Origin of the sequence: Amycolatopsis plumensis (assembly GCF_042652605.1) — a bacterium.
GTDB classification, from domain to species: domain Bacteria; phylum Actinomycetota; class Actinomycetes; order Mycobacteriales; family Pseudonocardiaceae; genus Amycolatopsis; species Amycolatopsis plumensis.
In genome coordinates this window covers 8,253,343-8,271,860 of record NZ_JBHSJY010000001.1, presented here as the reverse complement: position 1 = coordinate 8,271,860, position 18,518 = coordinate 8,253,343, and the positions used below count along the sequence as shown (strand labels likewise).

At 72.8% G+C, this 18,518-nt stretch carries 16 protein-coding genes; 13 read left to right on the top strand and 3 right to left on the bottom strand.

Translation table 11 applies throughout. From position 1 onward, the window contains the following. Positions 1–28 precede the first annotated feature (28 nt). A complete protein-coding gene (locus tag ACFPLC_RS39910) occupies positions 29–1,456 on the top strand; it encodes an endo-1,4-beta-xylanase (protein ID WP_378206408.1) in 1,428 nt (475 codons plus the stop codon). A gap of 63 nt (positions 1,457–1,519) precedes the next feature. On the opposite strand, the gene ACFPLC_RS39905 is transcribed toward ACFPLC_RS39910, so the two are convergent. Further along, entirely contained in the window at positions 1,520–2,557 is a 1,038-nt protein-coding gene (locus ACFPLC_RS39905) for an NAD(P)-dependent alcohol dehydrogenase (RefSeq protein WP_378206411.1), read from the bottom strand. 99 nt (positions 2,558–2,656) lie between these two features. Here ACFPLC_RS39905 and ACFPLC_RS39900 point away from each other — a divergent pair, with 99 nt between their 5' ends. After that, positions 2,657–3,244: a TetR/AcrR family transcriptional regulator gene (locus ACFPLC_RS39900; RefSeq protein ID WP_378206413.1), complete on the top strand. Its 588-nt coding sequence runs from the start codon at positions 2,657–2,659 to the stop codon at positions 3,242–3,244. Between the two features lie 40 nt (positions 3,245–3,284). On the opposite strand, the gene ACFPLC_RS39895 is transcribed toward ACFPLC_RS39900, so the two are convergent. Beyond that, complete coding sequence (locus ACFPLC_RS39895; RefSeq protein WP_378206416.1) at positions 3,285–4,274, bottom strand: PaaX family transcriptional regulator; 990 nt, start codon at positions 4,272–4,274, stop codon at positions 3,285–3,287. Positions 4,275–4,463: 189 nt separating this feature from the next. On the opposite strand from ACFPLC_RS39895, the gene ACFPLC_RS39890 reads away from it, so the two are divergent. The 11 genes from ACFPLC_RS39890 to ACFPLC_RS39840 all read left to right on the top strand — a co-directional run bounded on the left by ACFPLC_RS39890 (position 4,464) and on the right by ACFPLC_RS39840 (position 16,816). After that, positions 4,464–5,381 carry a transporter substrate-binding domain-containing protein gene (locus ACFPLC_RS39890; RefSeq protein WP_378236093.1) on the top strand — a complete coding sequence of 306 codons (918 nt, stop codon included), beginning with the start codon at positions 4,464–4,466 and terminating at the stop codon, positions 5,379–5,381. Beyond that, a complete protein-coding gene (locus ACFPLC_RS39885) occupies positions 5,378–6,253 on the top strand; it encodes an amino acid ABC transporter permease (protein WP_378206422.1) in 876 nt (291 codons plus the stop codon). Before ACFPLC_RS39890 ends, ACFPLC_RS39885 begins: the two co-directional genes overlap by 4 nt. Further along, positions 6,250–7,035: an amino acid ABC transporter ATP-binding protein gene (locus ACFPLC_RS39880; RefSeq protein ID WP_378206425.1), complete on the top strand. Its 786-nt coding sequence runs from the start codon at positions 6,250–6,252 to the stop codon at positions 7,033–7,035. The genes ACFPLC_RS39885 and ACFPLC_RS39880 overlap by 4 nt, the downstream gene beginning before the upstream one ends. Then, positions 7,032–8,171, top strand: a complete 1,140-nt coding sequence (locus ACFPLC_RS39875; RefSeq protein ID WP_378206428.1) for a CapA family protein — start codon at positions 7,032–7,034, stop codon at positions 8,169–8,171. The genes ACFPLC_RS39880 and ACFPLC_RS39875 overlap by 4 nt, the downstream gene beginning before the upstream one ends. Further along, positions 8,168–9,406 (top strand): CaiB/BaiF CoA transferase family protein, encoded by a 1,239-nt coding sequence (locus tag ACFPLC_RS39870; RefSeq protein WP_378206430.1) that lies wholly within the window; start codon positions 8,168–8,170, stop codon positions 9,404–9,406. Before ACFPLC_RS39875 ends, ACFPLC_RS39870 begins: the two co-directional genes overlap by 4 nt. A gap of 5 nt (positions 9,407–9,411) precedes the next feature. Further along, a complete protein-coding gene (locus ACFPLC_RS39865; protein ID WP_378206467.1) occupies positions 9,412–10,416 on the top strand; it encodes a 2-hydroxyacyl-CoA dehydratase in 1,005 nt (334 codons plus the stop codon). Next, positions 10,413–11,636, top strand: a complete 1,224-nt coding sequence (locus tag ACFPLC_RS39860) for a 2-hydroxyacyl-CoA dehydratase (RefSeq protein ID WP_378206432.1) — start codon at positions 10,413–10,415, stop codon at positions 11,634–11,636. The genes ACFPLC_RS39865 and ACFPLC_RS39860 overlap by 4 nt, the downstream gene beginning before the upstream one ends. Positions 11,637–11,655: 19 nt before the next feature. Beyond that, positions 11,656–12,567 (top strand): transporter substrate-binding domain-containing protein, encoded by a 912-nt coding sequence (locus ACFPLC_RS39855; protein ID WP_378206435.1) that lies wholly within the window; start codon positions 11,656–11,658, stop codon positions 12,565–12,567. A 26-nt stretch (positions 12,568–12,593) separates the two neighbouring features. Next, positions 12,594–13,529 carry a poly(ethylene terephthalate) hydrolase family protein gene (locus ACFPLC_RS39850; protein ID WP_378206438.1) on the top strand — a complete coding sequence of 312 codons (936 nt, stop codon included), beginning with the start codon at positions 12,594–12,596 and terminating at the stop codon, positions 13,527–13,529. A gap of 12 nt (positions 13,530–13,541) precedes the next feature. After that, positions 13,542–14,894, top strand: coding sequence for a DUF6351 family protein (locus ACFPLC_RS39845; RefSeq protein ID WP_378206441.1), 1,353 nt, complete (start codon positions 13,542–13,544; stop codon positions 14,892–14,894). Between the two features lie 308 nt (positions 14,895–15,202). Beyond that, a complete protein-coding gene (locus ACFPLC_RS39840) occupies positions 15,203–16,816 on the top strand; it encodes a long-chain fatty acid--CoA ligase (protein WP_378206444.1) in 1,614 nt (537 codons plus the stop codon). 3 nt (positions 16,817–16,819) lie between these two features. On the opposite strand, the gene ACFPLC_RS39835 is transcribed toward ACFPLC_RS39840, so the two are convergent. Further along, positions 16,820–18,508, bottom strand: a complete 1,689-nt coding sequence (locus tag ACFPLC_RS39835; RefSeq protein WP_378206446.1) for a helix-turn-helix domain-containing protein — start codon at positions 18,506–18,508, stop codon at positions 16,820–16,822. Positions 18,509–18,518 lie beyond the last annotated feature (10 nt).

The following is an 18,518-nucleotide window of genomic DNA, read 5'->3' as shown; positions in this document are numbered from 1 at the left end:
CCCGTCCCGGAGGGAATCGAGGCTTTCGATGATCACCGCTGCACCTTCACGGCGGCGTCTCCGGACCGCCGTCACCGTCCTCGCCGCGGCCGGCCTGTCGGCGACCGCGCTGGTGCTCTCGCCCGGCGTCGCCGGGGCGGCGAGCACGCTCGGGGCCGCGGCCGCCCAGACCGGCCGGTACTTCGGCGCCGCCATCTCGACCGCTCACCTCGGCGAAGCGGCCTACGTGAACACGTGGACGGCGGAGTTCAACGGCGTCACGCCGGAGAACGAGATGAAGTGGGACACGGTCGAGCCCAACCGCAACCAGTTCAACTTCGCGCCCGCCGACCGGATCGTGAGCCAGGCGAAGAGCAAGGGGATGAAGATCCGCGGGCACACGCTGGTGTGGTACCAGCAGCTGGCGCCGTGGGTCGGCGGGCTGGACGCGAACAACCTGCGTTCGGCCATGCTCAACCACATCAGCCAGGTGGCCGGGCACTGGAAGGGCCAGGTCATCGCCTGGGACGTGGTCAACGAAGCGTTCGAGGAGAACGGCACCCGCCGTCAGGCGACCTTCCAGCAGAAGCTCGGTGACGGCTACATCGAGGACGCCTTCCGCGCGGCCCCCGCGGCCGACCCGGGTGCGAAGCTCTGCTACAACGACTACAACACCGACGGCATCAACTCCAAGAGCACCGGCATCTACAACATGGTCCGGGACTTCAAGAGCCGCGGCGTGCCGATCGACTGCGTGGGCTTCCAGAGCCACCTGAGCTCGAGCTCGAACCTCGGCAGCTACCAGGCGAACCTGCAGCGCTTCGCCGACCTCGGCGTCGACGTGCAGATCACCGAACTGGACGTCGGCGGCTCGGGGTCCGGGCAGGCGAACGTCTACCGGCAGGTCACCCAGGCCTGCATGGCCGTGTCGCGCTGCACGGGCATCACCGTGTGGGGCGTGACGGACAAGTATTCGTGGCGCTCCGGCGACACCCCGCTGCTGTTCGACGGCAACTACGGCAAGAAGCAGGCGTATTCGGCGGTCCTCGACACTCTCAACGGCGGCACCCCCGACCCCGGCGGCGCCGGCCCGGTGCGCGCGGTGGCCTCGAACCGCTGCCTGGACGTGCCGAGCTCGTCGACCACGGCGGGGACCCAGGTGCAGATCTGGGACTGCAACAACGGGGCGAACCAGCAGTGGACCCGCGGCAGCGCGGGCGAGCTGAGCGTCTACTCCGGTGGCACGAAGCGCTGCCTGGACACCGCGGGCGGCGGGACGAGCGCCGGTACCGCGGCGGTCATCGCGAACTGCAGCGGCGGGAACGGCCAGAAGTGGACGTTCACCAGCGGCGGGACCGTCACGAACGGCCAGTCGGGGCTGTGCCTGGACGTCAGCGGCGCGGCGACCGCCAACGGCAGCAAGGTGATCATCTGGAGCTGCAACGGCGGGTCGAACCAGCGGTGGGCGGTGGGATAGGCCGTCAGGCCGGCCCGGTGACGGGCCGGCCTGACCGGGTTCACCACCGGCGGCACCGGTGGTTCAGCCGTCGAGGTCGGCCAGGTCGAGGACGAAGCGGTAGCGGACGTCTCCGGCGGACAGGCGGTCCAGGGCCTCGTTCACCTGCGCCGACGGGACGACTTCAACGTCCGCGGTGAGGCCGTGGCGGGCGCAGAAGTCGAGCATCGCCGCGGTGGCGGGCCGGCCGCCGCTGCCCGCCGAGGTCAGTTTCTTGCGGCCCACCAGGAGGTCCATCGCCTCGACCGTCAGCGTGCCCAGGTGGCCGACCTGGGCGAGGGTGCCGTCCAGGGCGACCAGGCGCAGGTACGGGCCGAGGTCGTGGGGCACCGCGATGGTGTCGATGACGACGTCGAAGCGGTCTCTCGCCGCGGCCAGCTGCTGCGGGGCCGTCGACACCAGCAGGTCGTGGGCGCCGAGGCGGCTCGCGTCGGCGGCCTTGTCCTCGGACCGGCTGATGACCGTCGTCTCGGCGCCGAGGGCGACCGCGAACTTCACCGCCAGGTGGCCCAGGCCGCCGAGTCCGGCCACCGCGACCCGGGTGCCGGGGCCCGTTCCGAGGGCCCGCAACGGCTCCCAGACCGTGATGCCGGCGCACAGCAGCGGCGCGGCGGCCGCCGGGTCCAGGCCCGCGGGGAGCCGGTAGGTGAATTCGTCGCGGACGACGTACTCCCGGGAAAACGCGCCCAGCGTGGGGGAGCCGTCGTGGCGGTCGGTTCCGCCGTAGGTGAGCGTCGGGAACGCGGCGCAGAAGTTCTCCTGGCCGCGGCGGCACATCGCGCACTCGCCGCAGGAGTCGACGATGTTGCCGACGGCCACCGCGTCGCCGGGCGCGAACCGCGTCACGGCCGGCCCGATTTCGGTGATGACGCCGGTGAACTCGTGGCCTGGCACCAGCGCGGCGTCCCGGGCGCCGTGCAGTGCGTGCAGGTCCGTGTGGCAGACCCCGCAGTGGTCCACGCGGATCGCCACGTCGTTGTCGCGCAGGTCGCGCCGGTGGATGGTGGTGCGCCGGAGCGTCCGCTCGTTCGGGCCGGCCAGCCAGCCGGTGGTGGTCCGCATCGCAGCTCCTCGAAAAACAGAACAGTCGGTTTACTTTGTCGACGCTAGCTCGCTCGGGCGGACAAAGCAAACCGACTGTTCTGTTGTAGGCTTCGGCCCATGGCCGACAAGCAGCTGACCTCCCGTGGAGCCGCCACGAAGCAGCGCATCGTGGACGCGGCGACCGACGAGTTCGCCCGGTACGGCATCGCCGGTGCCCGCGTCGAGCGGATCGTCGAGGCGGCCCGCACCAACCGGGCCCAGCTGTACGCCTACTTCGGCAGCAAGGACGGGCTGTTCGACGCGATCTTCTTCGCCTCGCTGGAACGGATCGTGAACGTGGTGCCGATCGACGGCGCCGACCTCGCCGGCTGGGCGGTCCGCCTCTACGACGAGTACCTGCGCCGCCCGGACCTCATCCGGCTCGCCACCTGGGCCCGGCTCGAACGGCGGCCGGCCGGGCACCTGGTGGCCGACGCCGACCGGCTGGACGACCCCAAGCTGCGGGCCATCGCCGAGGCCCAGGCCGCCGGGCTGGTCCGGGCGGGGGACCCCTTCGACCTGATGGCGATGGTGATCGCGATGTCCATGGCCTGGTCACCGGTCAGCAACGTCTACGCCGCCACGGAAGCGGAGCCGGCCGAGGTCCACGACCGGCGCCGCGCCTTGCTGCGGGAGTGCGTGCGCAGCGCCGTCACGCCGGCCTGAGTGCGGCACCTTCCGGCACGCCCGGCTCGGGAAGTGCCGCTCACGGCCGCCGGGCGTCGTCCAGTCTCCGGGCTTCCGCGGCCTGCTCGAACGGCGTGTCGCCCGCCGGGTGGCGGTCGCCCAGCCCGGCGAACAACGCCGCCACCTTGGCCGAGTCGTGGTGGTCGGCCAGCTCCGCCAAGGCGGGGTCGGTGTCGGCGAGCACCTGGCGGAAGCGGAACTCCGCGAGCGGGCCGAGGCGGTCGTAGATCTGCAGGAACACCTTCTGGGCCCGGTCGCGCGCCCAGCCGGCGGGCAGCAGTTCGGCCGGCAGGTCCGGGTCGGTCTCCGGGAACCGGCGCCAGTCCACGCGCAGTTCGGTGCGCGTGCGCAGCGCCTGCGCCGGGCTGATCAGGCCCGCGTCCAAGCCCGTCAGCACCTCTTCGTAGCGCTCGACGAACTGCTCGTACTCGCGGGCCAGCGGCCCGAGGTCGAAGGCCGTGGCCGCCGCGGCCGGGCCGGGGACCTCGGTCGCGCGGAACACCGTCGCGCTGCGCAGGTCCAGCTCGCGCAACGCGGCCAGCGCCGGTTCCGCGAGGTCGTGCGGGCTGATCCAGACCCCGTCGTACAACGCGGCGAACCGCAGCACCCGCAGCCGCGAGCGCAGCGCGGTGCGCAGGCCGCGGTCCTGCTCCGGCACGGAGAACGTGACCACCGTCCACTGTCCGTCCCAGTCCGGCGCGGTCGTGCCGAAGGTCAGCATCCGGTGCGTGCGCTCGATGATCACCTCCGACGTCCGCGCCGGGATGCCGTACGCGGTCGTCCGGCCGCTGCGCGAGACCGTCAGCAGGCCCCGGGCGGCGAGCCGGCGGATCGCCGCGCGGGCGCTCGCCGGGCTGATGTCGAACTCGCCGAGCAGCTGGACCAGTGCGGCGGACGGGATGTGCTCGTCGCGCCAGTACCAGAAGTCGCCGAGCAGCGAGGTGAGCAGGAGCTGCGGCTCGGCTCCCTGTTGTGAGCGGGGCAGCGGCCCCGAGGGCGGCACCGTCATCGCGCTCCTGCCTCTCGCGGCGGCCGGTCCGCCGCGGGGGTCCATGGTGGCAGCTCCGGCCGGGCGGCCGAATCGAGGGGTTGAATCACGCGACACATCATGCGACGATCGGCGCCCAGATAGCAACCAATCGTTCTCCCAGGTTTCCGCGCCGCCCGTTTCGGCGGCCTCCCGCAGGAAGAAAACGACATGGGTTCCTCACTTCGTCAATGGCGTCGAAGCGCGCTCGCCGTGGCCGCCGCCGGGCTCGCGGTGGCCGGGTGCACGGTCGACGACGGGGCGGCCGCCGCCCCCTCCGCCGCGGCGCTCACCGCGATCCCGGCGCTGCACGACCAGCTGCCGCCAGCGGTCAAGGACGCCGGCGTCCTCCGGTTCGCCGGCGATTCGCACCCGCCGTACCGCACGGTCGGCCCGGACGGGAAGACGGTCACCGGCATCGACCACGACTTCCAGCAGGCGCTGGGGCAGGTCCTGGGCGTGCGCACGGAAACCACCATCGTCAGCGGGCTCCCGGCCGCGCTGCAGGGCATGCTCAGCGGCCGCTACGACGCCTTCAACGGGCCGGTCAAGGCGACCGCCGAGCGCGAGAAGCAGTTCGACACCGTCACGTGGATGACCACCCGGACCTCCTACGTGGTCCCCACCGGCTCCGCCGCGGGCATCAAGCAGGCGGCCGACCTGTGCGGCAAGCGCGTCGCGGTGGTCACCGCCAGCGTCGTCGAAGACCAGCTCGCGAAGCTGTCCGCGTTCTGTGAGCGCTCACAGAAGCCGGCCGTGCAGGTGGTCGGGCTCGACGACACGAACGCCACCCTGCTGGCCGCGAAGTCCGGCCGCGCCGAGGCGGCCGGGATGACCCAGGCCGCGGCGATCGACGTCACCACCCAGCAGAAGGGGCAGTACGAATACGTGACGCAGAGCGAAGAACAGGGCGCCACGAAGGACAACCTCGCGCTCTACACGCCGAAGGCCGCAAAACTCGGCCCGGTGCTGCAGAAGGCGTTCGAGGAGCTGTTCCGCAATGGCACCTACACCCGGATCATGCAGCAGTGGGGCCTGTCCGAAGTGACCGTCCCGCAGCCGGTGTTCGACGCGGCGACCGCGAAATGACCGCCGTGTCCACAGCGGAGGAGACGACGCCGTCCCGCGACGACGTCGCCGGGGCGCGCGGCCGGTTCCGCCCGCTGCGCTGGCTGTTCGTGCTCGTGCTGGCGGTGCTGGCCGCGCAGCTGGCCGTCTTCCTGGCCGGCAACGACCGCTTCCAGTGGGACGTCGTCGCGAAGTACCTCTTCGAGAAGAGCGTCATGGCGGGCCTGGGCACCACGGTGCTGCTCGCGGTCGCGGCGATGGTGCTCGGGTCGCTGGCCGGCGGGGTGGTCGCGGCGATGCAACTGAGCGGCTTCGCGCCCGCCCGGTGGGTGGCGACGCTGTGGGTCGGGCTGTTCCGCGGCATCCCGCCGCTGGTCCAGCTGATCTTCTGGTTCAACCTGGCCTACCTGCTGCCGAAGCTGTCGCTCGGCATCCCGTTCGGGCCGGTGTTCGGCACCTGGGACGCCAACACGGTCATCACGCCGCTGACCGCCGCGGTGCTCGGGCTGTCGCTGGTGGAATCGGCGTACCTGGCGGAGATCTTCCGCGCCGGGGTGGCGTCGGTCGACCCCGGCCAGCGCGACGCCGCCCGCGCGATGGGCTACCCGCCGGGCCAGACGCTGCTGCGGATCGTGCTGCCGCAGGCGATGCGGGTGATCATCCCGCCCGCCGGCAGCCAGTTCATCAACGTGCTCAAGGGCACCGCGCTCGTCTCGGTCATCGCGATGTCGGACCTGCTGCACTCGGTGCAGGTGATCTACAACCGGACCTACGAGATCGTGCCGATGCTGCTGGTCGCCTGCTTCTGGTACCTCGTCGTGGTCACCGCGCTGACGGCCGGGCAACGCCGGCTGGAACGCCACTTCTCCCGCGGCCACCGGAGTGCCCGATGAGCGGGCCGGTGCTGCGGCTGGACGACGTCCGCAAGCAGTTCGGGCCGGTGACCGCGCTGGCCGGCGTCAGCCTGGAGGTCCGGGAGGGCGAGACCGTCGTGGTCATCGGGCCGTCCGGGTCCGGCAAGTCGACCCTCGTCCGCTGCGCCCACCAGCTGGAGCCGGTCGACGGCGGCGCGATGTACCTCGACGGCGAGCTGCTGGGCCACCGGCGCACGCCGGGTGGGCTGCGCGCGCTCACCGAACGGCGGATCGCCGCCCAGCGGCGCCGGATGAGCATGGTCTTCCAGCAGTTCAACCTGTTCCCGCAGTTCACCGTGCTGCGCAACGTGACCGACGCGGCGATCCGCGTGCACGGGCGCGACCGGTCCACTGTGGAAAGCGAGGCACGGGAGCTGCTGGCGCGCATCGGCCTGGCCGGGCGCGAGGACCACTACCCGCGGCAGCTTTCCGGCGGGCAGCAGCAGCGCGTGGCCATCGCCCGCGCGGTGCTGGTCCGGCCGCGGATCATGCTGTTCGACGAACCCACCAGCGCCCTCGACCCGGAGCTGGTCGACGAGGTGCTGGCCGTGCTGCGGGACCTCGCCGCCGCCGGGACGACGATGGTCGTCGTCACCCACGAGATGGCCTTCGCCCGCGAGGTGGCCGACCGGTGCGTGTTCATGGAGGCGGGCCGGATCGTGGAAGAGGGCCCGCCGGACGAGCTGTTCGCGCGCCCGCGGACCGACCGGCTGCGCGCCTTCCTGTCCCGCCACCTGTCCGAAAAGGAGCGTGTCTCGTGATCACCGTCGGCGCCGTGGGCGACCTCATCCTGGACGAACCGGAGCCGGAGTCCTTCCTCGCCCCGGCCGCGCCGGTGCTGCGGGCGATGGATCTCGCGATCGGGCACGTCGAGGTGCCGCACTCGACCACGGCGGTCCAGCAGAGCACCGACGTCCCGGCGCCGCCCGCGGATCCCGCGGCGCTGAAAGCGGTGGCCGCTGCCGGTTTCGAGGTGGTCACCCTGGCGGGCAACCACGTCCTCGACGCCGGCGCCGGAGGGCTGGCCGACACGATCGCCTACTCCCGCGCGGCGGGCATGGTGACGGCGGGGGCCGGGACGAACCTCGCCGAAGCCCGGCGCCCGGCGATCGTCGAACGCGGTGGCCTGCGGATCGGGGTGCTGTCCTACAACTGCGTCGGCCCGCGTGAGTCCTGGGCGGCTTCGCGTAAGCCCGGGTGCGCGTACGTCCACGTCCTCACCCACTACGAGCTGGACCACGCGAGCCCGGGCGGGCCGCCGAAGATCTACACCTTCGCCGACCCGGACAGCCTGGAGGCGATGGCCGACGACGTGCGCCGCCTGCGTGCCGAGGCCGATGTCGTGCTGGTGGCCCTGCACAAGGGCGTCGGGCACACCCCGGTCGAGGTCGCGATGTACGAGCGCCCGGTCGCCCGCGCCGCGATCGACGCCGGCGCCGACGCCGTGTTCGCCCACCACGCGCACATCATGCGCGGCATCGAAGTCCACCGAGGACGGCCGATCTTCCACGGGCTCGGCAACTTCGCCACCGTCACCCACGCCCTGACCCCGGGTGCCGGTGTCGGCGCGGACGAGCTGCGCGCCTGGGCCGAGCGGCGGACGAAGCTGTACGGCTTCGCCCCGGACCCGGACATGCCGTTCTTCCCGTTCCACCCCGAAAGCCGCAACACCGCCATCGCCTTCTGCCGGTTCGACGAATCCGGGCTGCGCGAAGCCGGGTTCGTCCCGTGCCGGATCGACGACCAGGGCCGCCCGGTCCCGGTCGGCGGCACGCCGGAAGGCGAGGCGGTCACCCAGTACGTCGAGGACATCACCCGCGGGGCCCGGCTCAACGGCCGGTTCACCACCCGCGGCGGCGAAGTGCTCGTCGATCTCACCGAGGGAGTTCCCGCATGACCGACCAGCCACTGGCCGGCCGCACCGTCGTCGACCTGACCACCGCGCTCGCCGGGCCCTACGCCACGCTGCTGCTCGCCGGGCTCGGGGCCACCGTGATCAAGGTCGAGAACCCGGCCACCGGCGGGGATTCCTCGCGCAACAACGCGCCCTACGTCGGCCGCGACGGGCTGAACCTCGCCCGCCGGCACGACGACGACCTTTCGGTGTCGATGCTCCTGCGGGGCCGCAACAAGCTCAGCGTCACCCTCGACCTGAAGAACCCGCGCTCCCACGCGGTGTTCACCGACCTCGTCCGGGACGCCGACGTGCTGGTGGAGAACTACAGCCCGGGCGTCACCGATCGGCTCGGCATCTCCTACGAACGCGTCCGCGAGATCAACCCGCGGCTCGTCTACACCTCGATCAGCGGCTTCGGCGCCCAGGGCGGCCCGGGCTCGGGCAAGGCGATGGACTCGATCATCCAGGCGCTGAGCGGCGTGATGATGACCGCGGGCGAGCCCGACGAGGGCCCGGTCCGGTTCGGGCTGCCGATCGGCGACCTCCTCGCGCCGCTGTTCGCCGTCATCGGCACGGTGTCCGCGCTGCTGCAGGCCGAGCACACCGGCGAGGGCCAGCACGTGGACGTCTCCATGCTCGGCGCGCTGACCTCGCTGGTCGCCTGCGAGCCGTTCGACGCCTTCGAGGCGGTCGGCCTGCCGCAGCGCACCGGGTCGATGGTGCCGCGGCTGGCGCCGTTCGGGATCCTGCCGGCACTGGACGGTCACGTCGCCCTCTGCGCGCCGACCGACAGTTTCGCCCACGGTGTCCTCCGGGCGATCGGCCGTCCGGAGCTGGCCGAGGACGACCGCTACCGCACGCGGGACCAGCGGGTCCGCGCCGCCGACGAGCTGCACGGCCTGATCCGCGAGTGGTGCCGGGTGCGGCCCCTGGAGGAGGTCCTCGCCGCGTTCACCGCCGAAGGCGTTCCCGCGGCCGAGGTCCGCGAGCCGCGCGAGGCCGTCCGCGACCCCCTGGTGCTGGCGCGCGAGGAGGTCGTGCCGCTGCGGCACCCGCGCCACGGCGACGTGGCCGACCTCGCCGGGACCGGGGTGCCGATCCGGTTCTCCGCCGCCCGCGTCGCCCTCGACCGGCCCGCGCCGGGGCTGGGGGAGCACAACGAGCACGTCTACCGCGAGCTGCTCGGCTATACCGAAGAACAGGTGGCCGAACTCGTCTCGGAGGCGGTCATTTGAACGCCGTGGGGTACGTCGGCGCGGACGTCCCGGTCGAGCTGATCACCGCGGCCGGGCTGCGGCCGCTGCGGCTGGCCGGAAAGCCGGGCGGGGACAGCGCTCTGGGCGACCGCTACCTGGGCCGCGGTGTCGACCCGGTCGCCCGGTCGATCCTCACGCGGATCCTCACCGGGGACTACGGGCCGCTCGAGGCGATCGTCGTCTCCCGCGATTGCGAAGCCTCGTTGCGGCTGTTCTACGCCCTGCGCGAGCTGAACCGCGTCGAACCGGAGTGGCAGTTGCCGCCGGTGCGCCTGGTCGACGTCCTGCACCTGCCCCACCACACGACCACCCGGTACGTGCACGCGAAGATCGCCCAGCTGCGCGCCTGGCTGGGGCAGTGGCGGCCGATCGGCGACGACGACCTCGCCGAGGCGATCACCGCGCACGACACCCTCCGGCGGTCGCTCGGCCGGCTCGCCGCGGCGCGCCGGGCGAACCGGCTCGGCGGCACCCGGTTTCTCGAGGTAGTGGCGGAGACCACGGCGTTGCCGGTCACGGAGGCCATCGCGCTCGTCGACCGCCTGCTCGCTTCGGAACTGACGGAGACCGGCGGGGTGCGGCTGTTCCTCACCGGGAGCTCCCACGACTCGCCGGGCGTGTACGAAACCTTGGAGCGCAACGGCTTCCTCGTCGTGGGGGAGGACCACGACTGGGGCGAGCTGCTGTTCGCCCGCACCTGCGCGGCGCCGACCGAGCTGGCCCTCGCCGAGCGCTACCAGTACAACGGCCCGGCCGCCCCGCGCGCGTCGATCCGGCAGCGCGCCGCGCACACCGCGGCCGCCGCCCGCGCGTGCGGTGCCGAGGTCCTGTTGTCCTACGCCCGCGTGCACGACGACGCACCGCCGTGGGACTTCCCGGACCAGCGGGCCGCGACGGGCCTGCTCGCGGTGCTGGCCGAGCGGCAGCCGTACGGCGAGCTGACGCCGGAAGCGCTGGCGGCGCTGGTCCCGGCGGGGGCGGCGGCGTGACCGCCCGGCTCGGGTCGGCGACCACCGCGACCGCCTACCAGCGCGCGTGGTTCGCCGGGCTGCGCGAAGAGGGCGGGCCGCTGGCGCTGGTCAACGCGGACGCGCCGCAGGAGATCTTCCGCGCGATGGGCATCCCGTACGTCGTCAACCAGTGGTGGGCGTCGATCGTCGCGGCGAAACGCCAGACCCAGCGCTACCTCGGCCTGCTGCGCGACCGCGGCTACCCGGACTACATCGAGCAGTACAGCGCCACTTCACTGGCCTCGGCGTTCGAGGACGACCCGGACCAGGCGCCGTGGGGCGGGCTGCCGACGCCGTCGATCGTGCTCGGCGAGACCACCGGCGACGCGGCGCGGAAGATCTTCGACGTCTGGGGCGCGCAACCCGGCGTCACCTACTACCCGCTGGAGAGCGCGGCGGAGAACGAGGTTCCCGAGCGCTGGTGGGAGCTGATGCCGCACCGCTGGGAGGAGGCCATCGGCAGCGACCGCCTCGACCTGCTCACCGGCGAGCTGACCGGGCTGATCCGGTTCCTCGAGCAGACCACCGGCCGGGTGTTCTCCGAGACGCGGTTCCGCGCGGTGCTGGACCTGGTCAACGAGCAGCAGGAGTGGAACCGCCGCACCCGCGACCTCATCGCCGCCGCCCGGCCCTGCCCGATCGCCGTGACCGACGGCATCCCGAGCGTGATGGTGCCGCAGTGGCACCGCGGCACCGAATGGGCGCGTGACGCCGCCCGCGCGTTCCACGACGAGGTCCGTGACCGCGTCGACGCGGGGTTCGCGGTGTGCCCGGACGAGCGGCTGCGGCTGATGTGGATCGGCCGCGGGCTGTGGTTCGACCTGGAGTTCTACCGGCGGTTCCAGGAATCGCACGGCGCGGTCTTCGTGTGGTCGATGTACCTCGCGATCGCCGCGGACGGCTACCTGCGTTACGGCGACGACCCGCTGCGCGCGCTGGCCGCCCGCTTCGCCGCCTTCAGCGACCAGCTCTACACGCCGCCGTGGTCGGCGGAGTGGTACGTCAAGGAGGCCCGCCACCACGGCGTCGACGGCGTGGTGCACCTGGTCTCCGACGACGCGCGGGGCAGCTACTTCACCACCCGCGCCCTGCGCGCGGCCGGGATCCCGGTGCTGGAACTGCACGCGGACAACGTCGACGCCCGCACCGGTGACGGCCTCACCGCGCGGATGACTGCGTGGCTCGACGAACTTCCGTGACCGTCCGGAAAGGACTGACGTGCGATCTCCGCTTCGCCGGCGAAGCCGAAGTGCGCTCCTCGCGACCGCTGCCTTCGTCCTGTCCGCCGGGTGCGCGGCGGGCGCCGGCTCGCCGACGCTGGCCACCGGGACGAACCTGCCGGTGGTGCCGTCCCTGCACGACGCGCTGCCCAGGGCGATCCAGGACGCCGGGGTGCTCCGGTTCGCCGGTGACTCGCACCCGCCCTACCGCACGGTCGCGCCGGACGGCACGGTCACCGGGATCGACGCCGACCTGCAGGCCGCGCTCGGCCAGGTGCTCGGCGTCAGGACGCGGATCAGCGTGGTCAGCGGGCTCCCGGCCGCGCTCGAGGGGATGCTGGCCGGGCGGTACGACGCCTTCGACGGCCCGGTGAAGGCGACCGCCGAGCGCGAGAAGCAGTTCGACACGATCACCTGGATGACGACCCGCACGGCGTACGTGTTCCCCGCGGGTTCGACGGCCGGGATCGCCCGGCCCGAAGACCTCTGCGGCAAGCGCGTCGCCGTGGTGACCGCGAGCGTCGTCGCCGAGCAGCTGACCGCCTTGTCACGTTCCTGCACGGAGAACAAACGTCCGGCCACGCAGGCCGTCGGGCTCGACGACACCGACGGCACGCTGCTGGCGCTCGGCTCCGGCCGCGCGGACGCCGCCGGGATGACCGAGGCCGCGGCGATCGACGTGACGCACCGGCAGGGCGCGTACAAGTACGTCACGCAGACCGACGCGCAGGGAGCGACCAAGGACAACCTGGCGCTGTACGTGCCGAAGGCGTCGAAGCTGGGCCCGGTCCTGCAGAACGCGTTCGAGGAGCTGTTCCGCAACGGGACCTACGTGGGGATCATGGCCCGCTGGGGACTGACCCAGGTTTCCGTGCCCGCGCCCGTGTTCAACGCCGCCACCCGAGGCTGACACTGATCGTCCGGAAAGGACATTCGATGGGAAACGCCTGGCTCAAGCCCGCCCTCGTCGCCGCCGTGACGGCGCTCGTCGCGGTGACCGCGGCCGTCGTCCCCGGCACGACCGAGGCCGAAGTCGCCGCGCCGCCCGCGCCGCCCGCGCCGCCCGCGTCCGAGGTGTTCCACCCGGTCGTCCGCGAAGCCGCCGCCAAGACCGGCGGCTACGCGGCCGAGTACACCGTCTACCGGCCCGCCGACCTCGACCGGGTGCGCGGCCGGCTGCCGGTCGTGGTGTTCGGCAACGGGGCCTGCCGGCACACGAGCAACGACGAGCTGCTGACCCTGGAAACCCTGCTCGCCGCGCACGGGTTCGTCGTCGTGGCGGTCGGCGGGTTCGACGAGCCCGCGCTGACCGAGAACGGCTCGCCGGTGCCTGCGGTGATCACCGACGCGATCACCTGGGCCGAGCGGGAGAACGGCCGCCGGGGGAGCGAGCTGCGCGACAAGCTCGATCCGCGGCGGATCGGCGTCGCCGGGCACTCGTGCGGTGGCCTCGAAGCGCTCGTCGCCGCCGCGGATCCGCGGGTGAAGTCGGTGCTGTCGCTGGACAGCGGCTTCTTCGCCGACGGCACCCTCGGCTACGGCCGGGAGAACCTGCGGAACCTGCACACGCCGGTCTTGTTCGCCGACGGCGGTCCGAGCGACGTCGCCTACGCCAACAGCGGGGAGAACTACGACCTCGTCACCGTTCCCGCGGTCCGCGCGACCAACGCGGCCGCCGGCCACACCGGGTTCGTCTACGGCCAGCGCGACGGTAATCCCGACCCGAGCGTCCGTGAGGAAGCCGTGCGGGTCCTCGTGGCCTGGTTCGACTTCACCCTCAACGGCAACCGCACGGCGCGCGGCTACTTCCTCGGCGCGGGCTGCGGCCTGTGCGGCACGCCGGGCTGGACCGTCACCAGCAAGAACTTCTGACAGGAGCAAGGCATGAGCAAGAGATTCTGGACCGGCCTCGCCGTGGCCGGCTTGGTGGCGACGCTGCCCGCGACCGCCCACGCGGCCTCGTCGTGCCCGGCGGACACGTGCACCGAAGGGCAGCTGGCCGACGGGACGCCGTACGCGTTCGCCAAGCCGGCCCGGTGGAACGGCGCCGTGCTGGTGGACCTCGACTTCGCCGCGGGCGGCCTGACCAGCCCGCTCACCGCGAGTCTCGTGCACCGCGGCTACGCGGTGGGCGGCACCACGCGCACGGTCACCAGCTGGAACATCGCGCGAGCCATCGACAACCAGGCCGAGGCGCTCGGGAAGTTCGAAGCCGCGTTCGGGCCGGCGCGGTACGCGATCGCCGAGGGCCGCTCGATGGGCGGGATGGTCGCCGCCGGGGTCGCGCAGGTGCACCCGGGCCGGTTCGACGCGGCCATCCCGATGTGCGGCGGCCTCGGTGGCGCGGTGGGGCAGTGGAACCAGAAGCTCGACACGGTGTTCACGCTGAAGACGCTGCTGTTCCGCGACACGGCCCTGCCGGTGACCGGCATCCCGGCCGACGTCCCGGGCACGCAGCAGCAGTGGCTGGCGGCGGTGACGTCGGCCCAGGCGACGCCGGCGGGCCGGGCCCGCATCGCGCTCGCGGCGGCGATCGGCCAGCTGCCCGGCTGGGGCGTGGCCGCGGACGGTTCCCCGACGTCCGTGCCATCCGGCGCCGACGGCGTCGAGCAGGGGATGTACCTCGCGCTCGCGGGCGGGCCGCTGCCGTACCTCGGCCAGGCCGTCAGCAGCCGCCGGGCGATCGAGCAGCTGGCGGGCGGGAACCCGTCGTGGAACACCGGTGTCGACTACGCCCGCCAGTTCGGGCTGGCCGCACCGGAGCAGCACGACGCCGTGCGGCGGCTATACGCGCGGGCGGGCCTCGACCTGCAGGCCGACTTCGCCCGGCTCGCCGCGGCACCGCGTGTCACGGCCGACCCGGCGGCGGTCGCGTACCTGCGGAAGGGGATCGTGTTCACCGGCTCGCTGCGGATCCCGGTGCTGACGGTCAACGGCACGGGCGACCAGATTTCGACGGTGGCCCAGCAGTCGTCGTACGGTTCCCTGGTCCGCCGCGCGGGCAACGAGCCCCTGCTCCGGCAGACGTACGTGCAGACGGCGGGCCACTGCACGTACACGACGGGCGAACAGCAGGCGGCGATCGACCGCATGCTCACCCGCCTGCGCACCGGCCACTGGCCGGACACGTCCCCCCGCACGATGAACACCCTGTCCGCGGCCGCGGACGGCGTCGCGGGCCGCTACCTGAGTTACGTCCCGCCCCGCTTCAACCGCATGTACCCACCCACCCCGTGACCAGAGAGGCATCACGCGTGATTGGAGGGGCATCACGCGTGATTGGAGGGGCATCACGTGTGATTGGCGGGGCATCTCGCGTGATGCCCTCCTGATCACCCGTGATGCCCTTCTGATCACGTGAGATGCCTTGCCCAGCACGGGTGAGGCCTGTTGGCGCACGGTCAGCGCCGGGCGACGGGCCTCCGGGTGTGGAGGTGATCACCACCGGAACGGGCCGACGAGTGGGCGGTTCTGCCCTCTCTTCCCGGTCGCGACCGCTCCTAAAGTCACTCGCGACCCGAAGATCCCCGACCGGAAGAGGCGCCATGGACGGGCTGATGCAGCCACGGCCGCTCACCATCGCCCACCTCCTGGAGCGTGCCGAGCGGCTGTTCGCGCACAAGGAAGTCGTCACGGCCGGGGGCGAGCGGCTGACGTACGCCGACGTGGCCGCCGGCACCCGGCGGCTCGCCGCCGCGCTGGACGCACTCGGCGTCCCGGCCGGCGCCCGGGTCGCGACGTTCGCGAGCAACCACCGGCGTCACCTGGAGCTCTACCTGGCCGCTCCGGTCACCAAGCGGGTGCTGCACCCGATCAACATCCGGCTGTCGGCGGAACACCTGGAGTACATCGTCGAGCACGCCGAGGACGACGTGGTGTTCGTCGACCGCGCCCTGCTGCCGCGGATCTGGCCGAGCGCCGAGCGGTTGCCGAAGGTGCGCCACTGGGTGGTGCTGCCGGACGACAGCGGCGAGCCGATCCCGGCGGATCCCCGTGTCCTGCACTACGACGACCTGGTCGCCGCGGCCACGCCCTTCGCGGGCTCGTTCGAGGAGACCTTCACGCTCGCGGACGAAAATCTCGCGTCCGGGCTCTGCTACACCTCCGGGACGACCGGACCGCCCAAGGGCGTGCTCTACAGCCACCGCTCGACGGTCCTGCACTGCCTGGGGACGCTCGCCGCCGGCCTGATCGGCCTCTGCGAGAGCGACGTCGTGCTGCCGATCGTGCCCATGTTCCACGCCAACGCCTGGGGCCTGCCCTACGGCGCGATGACGGCGGGCGCGTCCCTGGTCCTGCCCGGCCCGTCCGCGGACCCGGACCACCTGCTGCGGCTGATGGCGGCCGAGCGCGTCACGGTCGCCGGGGCCGTCCCCACGGTGTGGACGAGCATGGCCCCCCGGCTGCGCGAGCACGACCTCAGCGCCACGCGGTTCCTGCTGGGCGGCGGTTCGGCCGTCCCGCCGGCGCTGTCGGAGACCTACCGCGCCGCGATCGGCGTGCCCATCACGCATTCCTGGGGGATGACCGAGATCAGTCCGGTCGGGGCAATCGGCGGCACCCGCACCCGGCACCGCGACCTCCCGGAGGCGGACCAGGTGGCCGTGCGGGCCGCCCAGGGCCAGCCGCTGCCGCTGGTGAACGTCCGGATCGTCGACGTCGAAACCGGCCGGGAGCTGCCCCGCGACGGCGACGCCGTCGGCGAGCTCCAGGTCGCCGGCCCGTGGGTGGCGGGCGGCTACTACCGGGTCGGCGCCGACGGCAGCTTCACCGAGGACGGCTGGCTGCGCACCGGCGACCTGGCCACCCTCGACGCCGAGGGCTACCTGCGGCTGGTGGACCGGATCAAGGACCTGATCAAGTCCGGCGGCGAGTGGATCTCCTCGGTCGAGCTCGAAAGCGCCCTCACCTCGCACCCCGACGTCGTCGAAGCCGCGGTGATCGCCCGCCCGGACCCGCGGTGGATGGAACGCCCGGTGGCGTACGTGGTGCTGCGCGAAGGCAGCGAAATCACGGACGACGAGCTTCTGGCGCACCTCACGCCGTTGGTCGCGAAGTGGTGGCTGCCGGACGAGATCGTCTTCGTGCCCGCGTTGCCGAAGACCGGCACCGGCAAGATCTCGAAGACCCTCCTGCGCGACTCGGTGCTGCCCGGCTGACCTCTAGGAAGCGGCGGCCCGGAGCTGGTGCAGCCGCAGCCCGAGCTGCAGTTCGAGGTCGTTCTCGTGGCGCCAGTCGGAGCCCAGGACGGTGCTCGCCCGGTCCAGGCGCTTGAGCAGGGTGTTGACGTGCAGGTGCAGCGCGCGGGCGGTCGCCGCGACGTTGGCGCGGTGGACGTAGAACGCGCCCAGCGTGCCGACCAGGTCGGTGCCCCGCCGCCGGTCGTACTCGAGCAGCGCGCCGATCGAGCCGGCCAGGAACCGGTCGAGCTCGCCGGCCCGCTCGGGGTCGAACACCATGGCGTACAAGGCATACTGCCGGGTGGTGGCGCCGCCGTCGGTGTGCCCGAGCGCGCGCATGACGGCGCCGCAACGGCCGGCCAGTGCGTAGGCCCGGGCCCAGTCGTGGCCGCTTGCCGATTCCCCGACGACGAGGACGGGCCCGCCCAGCGTCCGCCGCAGTCTCGTGTGGACGTTCGCGACGGTCGCCTCCGCGTCGGCGCCGGGCAGGATCATCGTGGCGCGGCCCAGGTGCTCGCCGGCCAGCCCGGCGCGGTCCCGGGCGATGTCGTGCAGGTGCCGCGCGAGATCACCCGGCGGCACCGCGGGGGAGTCCGCGACCAGCACCAGGTCCAAGCGGTCGACGTCGATGGCCCGCGCCCGGGCGCGGGCCCGCTGGGCCGGCCCGATCCCGGGACTGCCGACCATGAGCTCGGTCAGCAGCTCGCCGCTCAGCCGCTCGCCGGCCTCGGCCACGGCCTGCTCCTTGAGGATGAGCAGCCCGAGGATGTGCGTGGCGCGCTCGAGGGTGCGCAGGTCCGTGTCGTCGCCGGTGCCCGAGGGACGGCTCCACACGAGCGCGCCGAGGTAACTGTCGCCCGCCTGGACGGCCGCCACGCTGCGGTCCGTCCCGTCGGCGCCCGGCGACGTCCGGCAGCGGCCCGTGCGGCGGGCGGCTTCGACGGCCTCGGCCAGATCGGTCCGAAGTGGACTCTCGGCTCGGTCGAGCAATGTCACAGTGCCGCCCAGCTGGTCGGCGAGGTGCTGCGCGACGTCGCCCGGGGTCCCGCCGTCGAGCACGACACCGGTCAGGGCTTCGTGGATCGCCTGCGCCCGCTCGATCTTCCCGTACGCGACCCGCAGTTCCCGCAGCGCGGTCCGGCTCTCTTCGTAGAGCCGGGCGTTGTCGAGGGCGACCGCGGCGTGGTCGGCGAACGCGTTCAGCAGGGCGATCTCCTCGGCCTGGAACGAGCGTTCGGAGCGGTCCGCGGCGAACAGCGCGCCGACGGCTTCACCGCGGATGACCAGCGGGACGCCGAGCAGCGCGACCAGGTCCTCGGTGACGACCAGGCGGTCGAAGTTCGGGTCGTGCTGGATGAGCGTCGAGGTGGCGTAGTCGCGCACCCAGTGCGGGCTCTTGGAGGCCAGCACCTTGCCGCCGAGCCCCACCGTGGCCGGGATGGCCGCCGCGAGGAACTCCGCGGAGATGGTGCCCTCCGACGCGCGGGCCGACAGCCTGCCGTCCGCGCCGACCAGCGACAGGTAGGTGAAGTCGGTGCCGATCAGGTCGTGGGCGTGGTGCACGATGGACTGCAGCACCTCGTCGAGCTCGCCCAGGGCGGTGAGCGACTTGACGGTCGCGTACAACGACGCCAGTTCGCGCTGCCGGCGCGGTTCCGCCGCAGGGGTCACGGGGCTCGCC

What these genes read in the sequence shown, in the direction of transcription:
- ACFPLC_RS39880 (WP_378206425.1), top strand. Translation starts at nt 6,250, where the DNA reads ATGAGCGGGCCGGTGCTGCGGCTGGACGACGTCCGCAAGCAGTTCGGG.
- ACFPLC_RS39900 (WP_378206413.1), top strand. Translation starts at nt 2,657, where the DNA reads ATGGCCGACAAGCAGCTGACCTCCCGTGGAGCCGCCACGAAGCAGCGC.
- ACFPLC_RS39905 (WP_378206411.1), bottom strand. Translation starts at nt 2,557, where the DNA reads ATGCGGACCACCACCGGCTGGCTGGCCGGCCCGAACGAGCGGACGCTC.
- ACFPLC_RS39890 (WP_378236093.1), top strand. Translation starts at nt 4,464, where the DNA reads ATGGGTTCCTCACTTCGTCAATGGCGTCGAAGCGCGCTCGCCGTGGCC.
- ACFPLC_RS39845 (WP_378206441.1), top strand. Translation starts at nt 13,542, where the DNA reads ATGAGCAAGAGATTCTGGACCGGCCTCGCCGTGGCCGGCTTGGTGGCG.
- ACFPLC_RS39885 (WP_378206422.1), top strand. Translation starts at nt 5,378, where the DNA reads ATGACCGCCGTGTCCACAGCGGAGGAGACGACGCCGTCCCGCGACGAC.
- ACFPLC_RS39840 (WP_378206444.1), top strand. Translation starts at nt 15,203, where the DNA reads ATGGACGGGCTGATGCAGCCACGGCCGCTCACCATCGCCCACCTCCTG.
- ACFPLC_RS39895 (WP_378206416.1), bottom strand. Translation starts at nt 4,274, where the DNA reads ATGACGGTGCCGCCCTCGGGGCCGCTGCCCCGCTCACAACAGGGAGCC.
- ACFPLC_RS39910 (WP_378206408.1), top strand. Translation starts at nt 29, where the DNA reads ATGATCACCGCTGCACCTTCACGGCGGCGTCTCCGGACCGCCGTCACC.
- ACFPLC_RS39850 (WP_378206438.1), top strand. Translation starts at nt 12,594, where the DNA reads ATGGGAAACGCCTGGCTCAAGCCCGCCCTCGTCGCCGCCGTGACGGCG.
- ACFPLC_RS39870 (WP_378206430.1), top strand. Translation starts at nt 8,168, where the DNA reads ATGACCGACCAGCCACTGGCCGGCCGCACCGTCGTCGACCTGACCACC.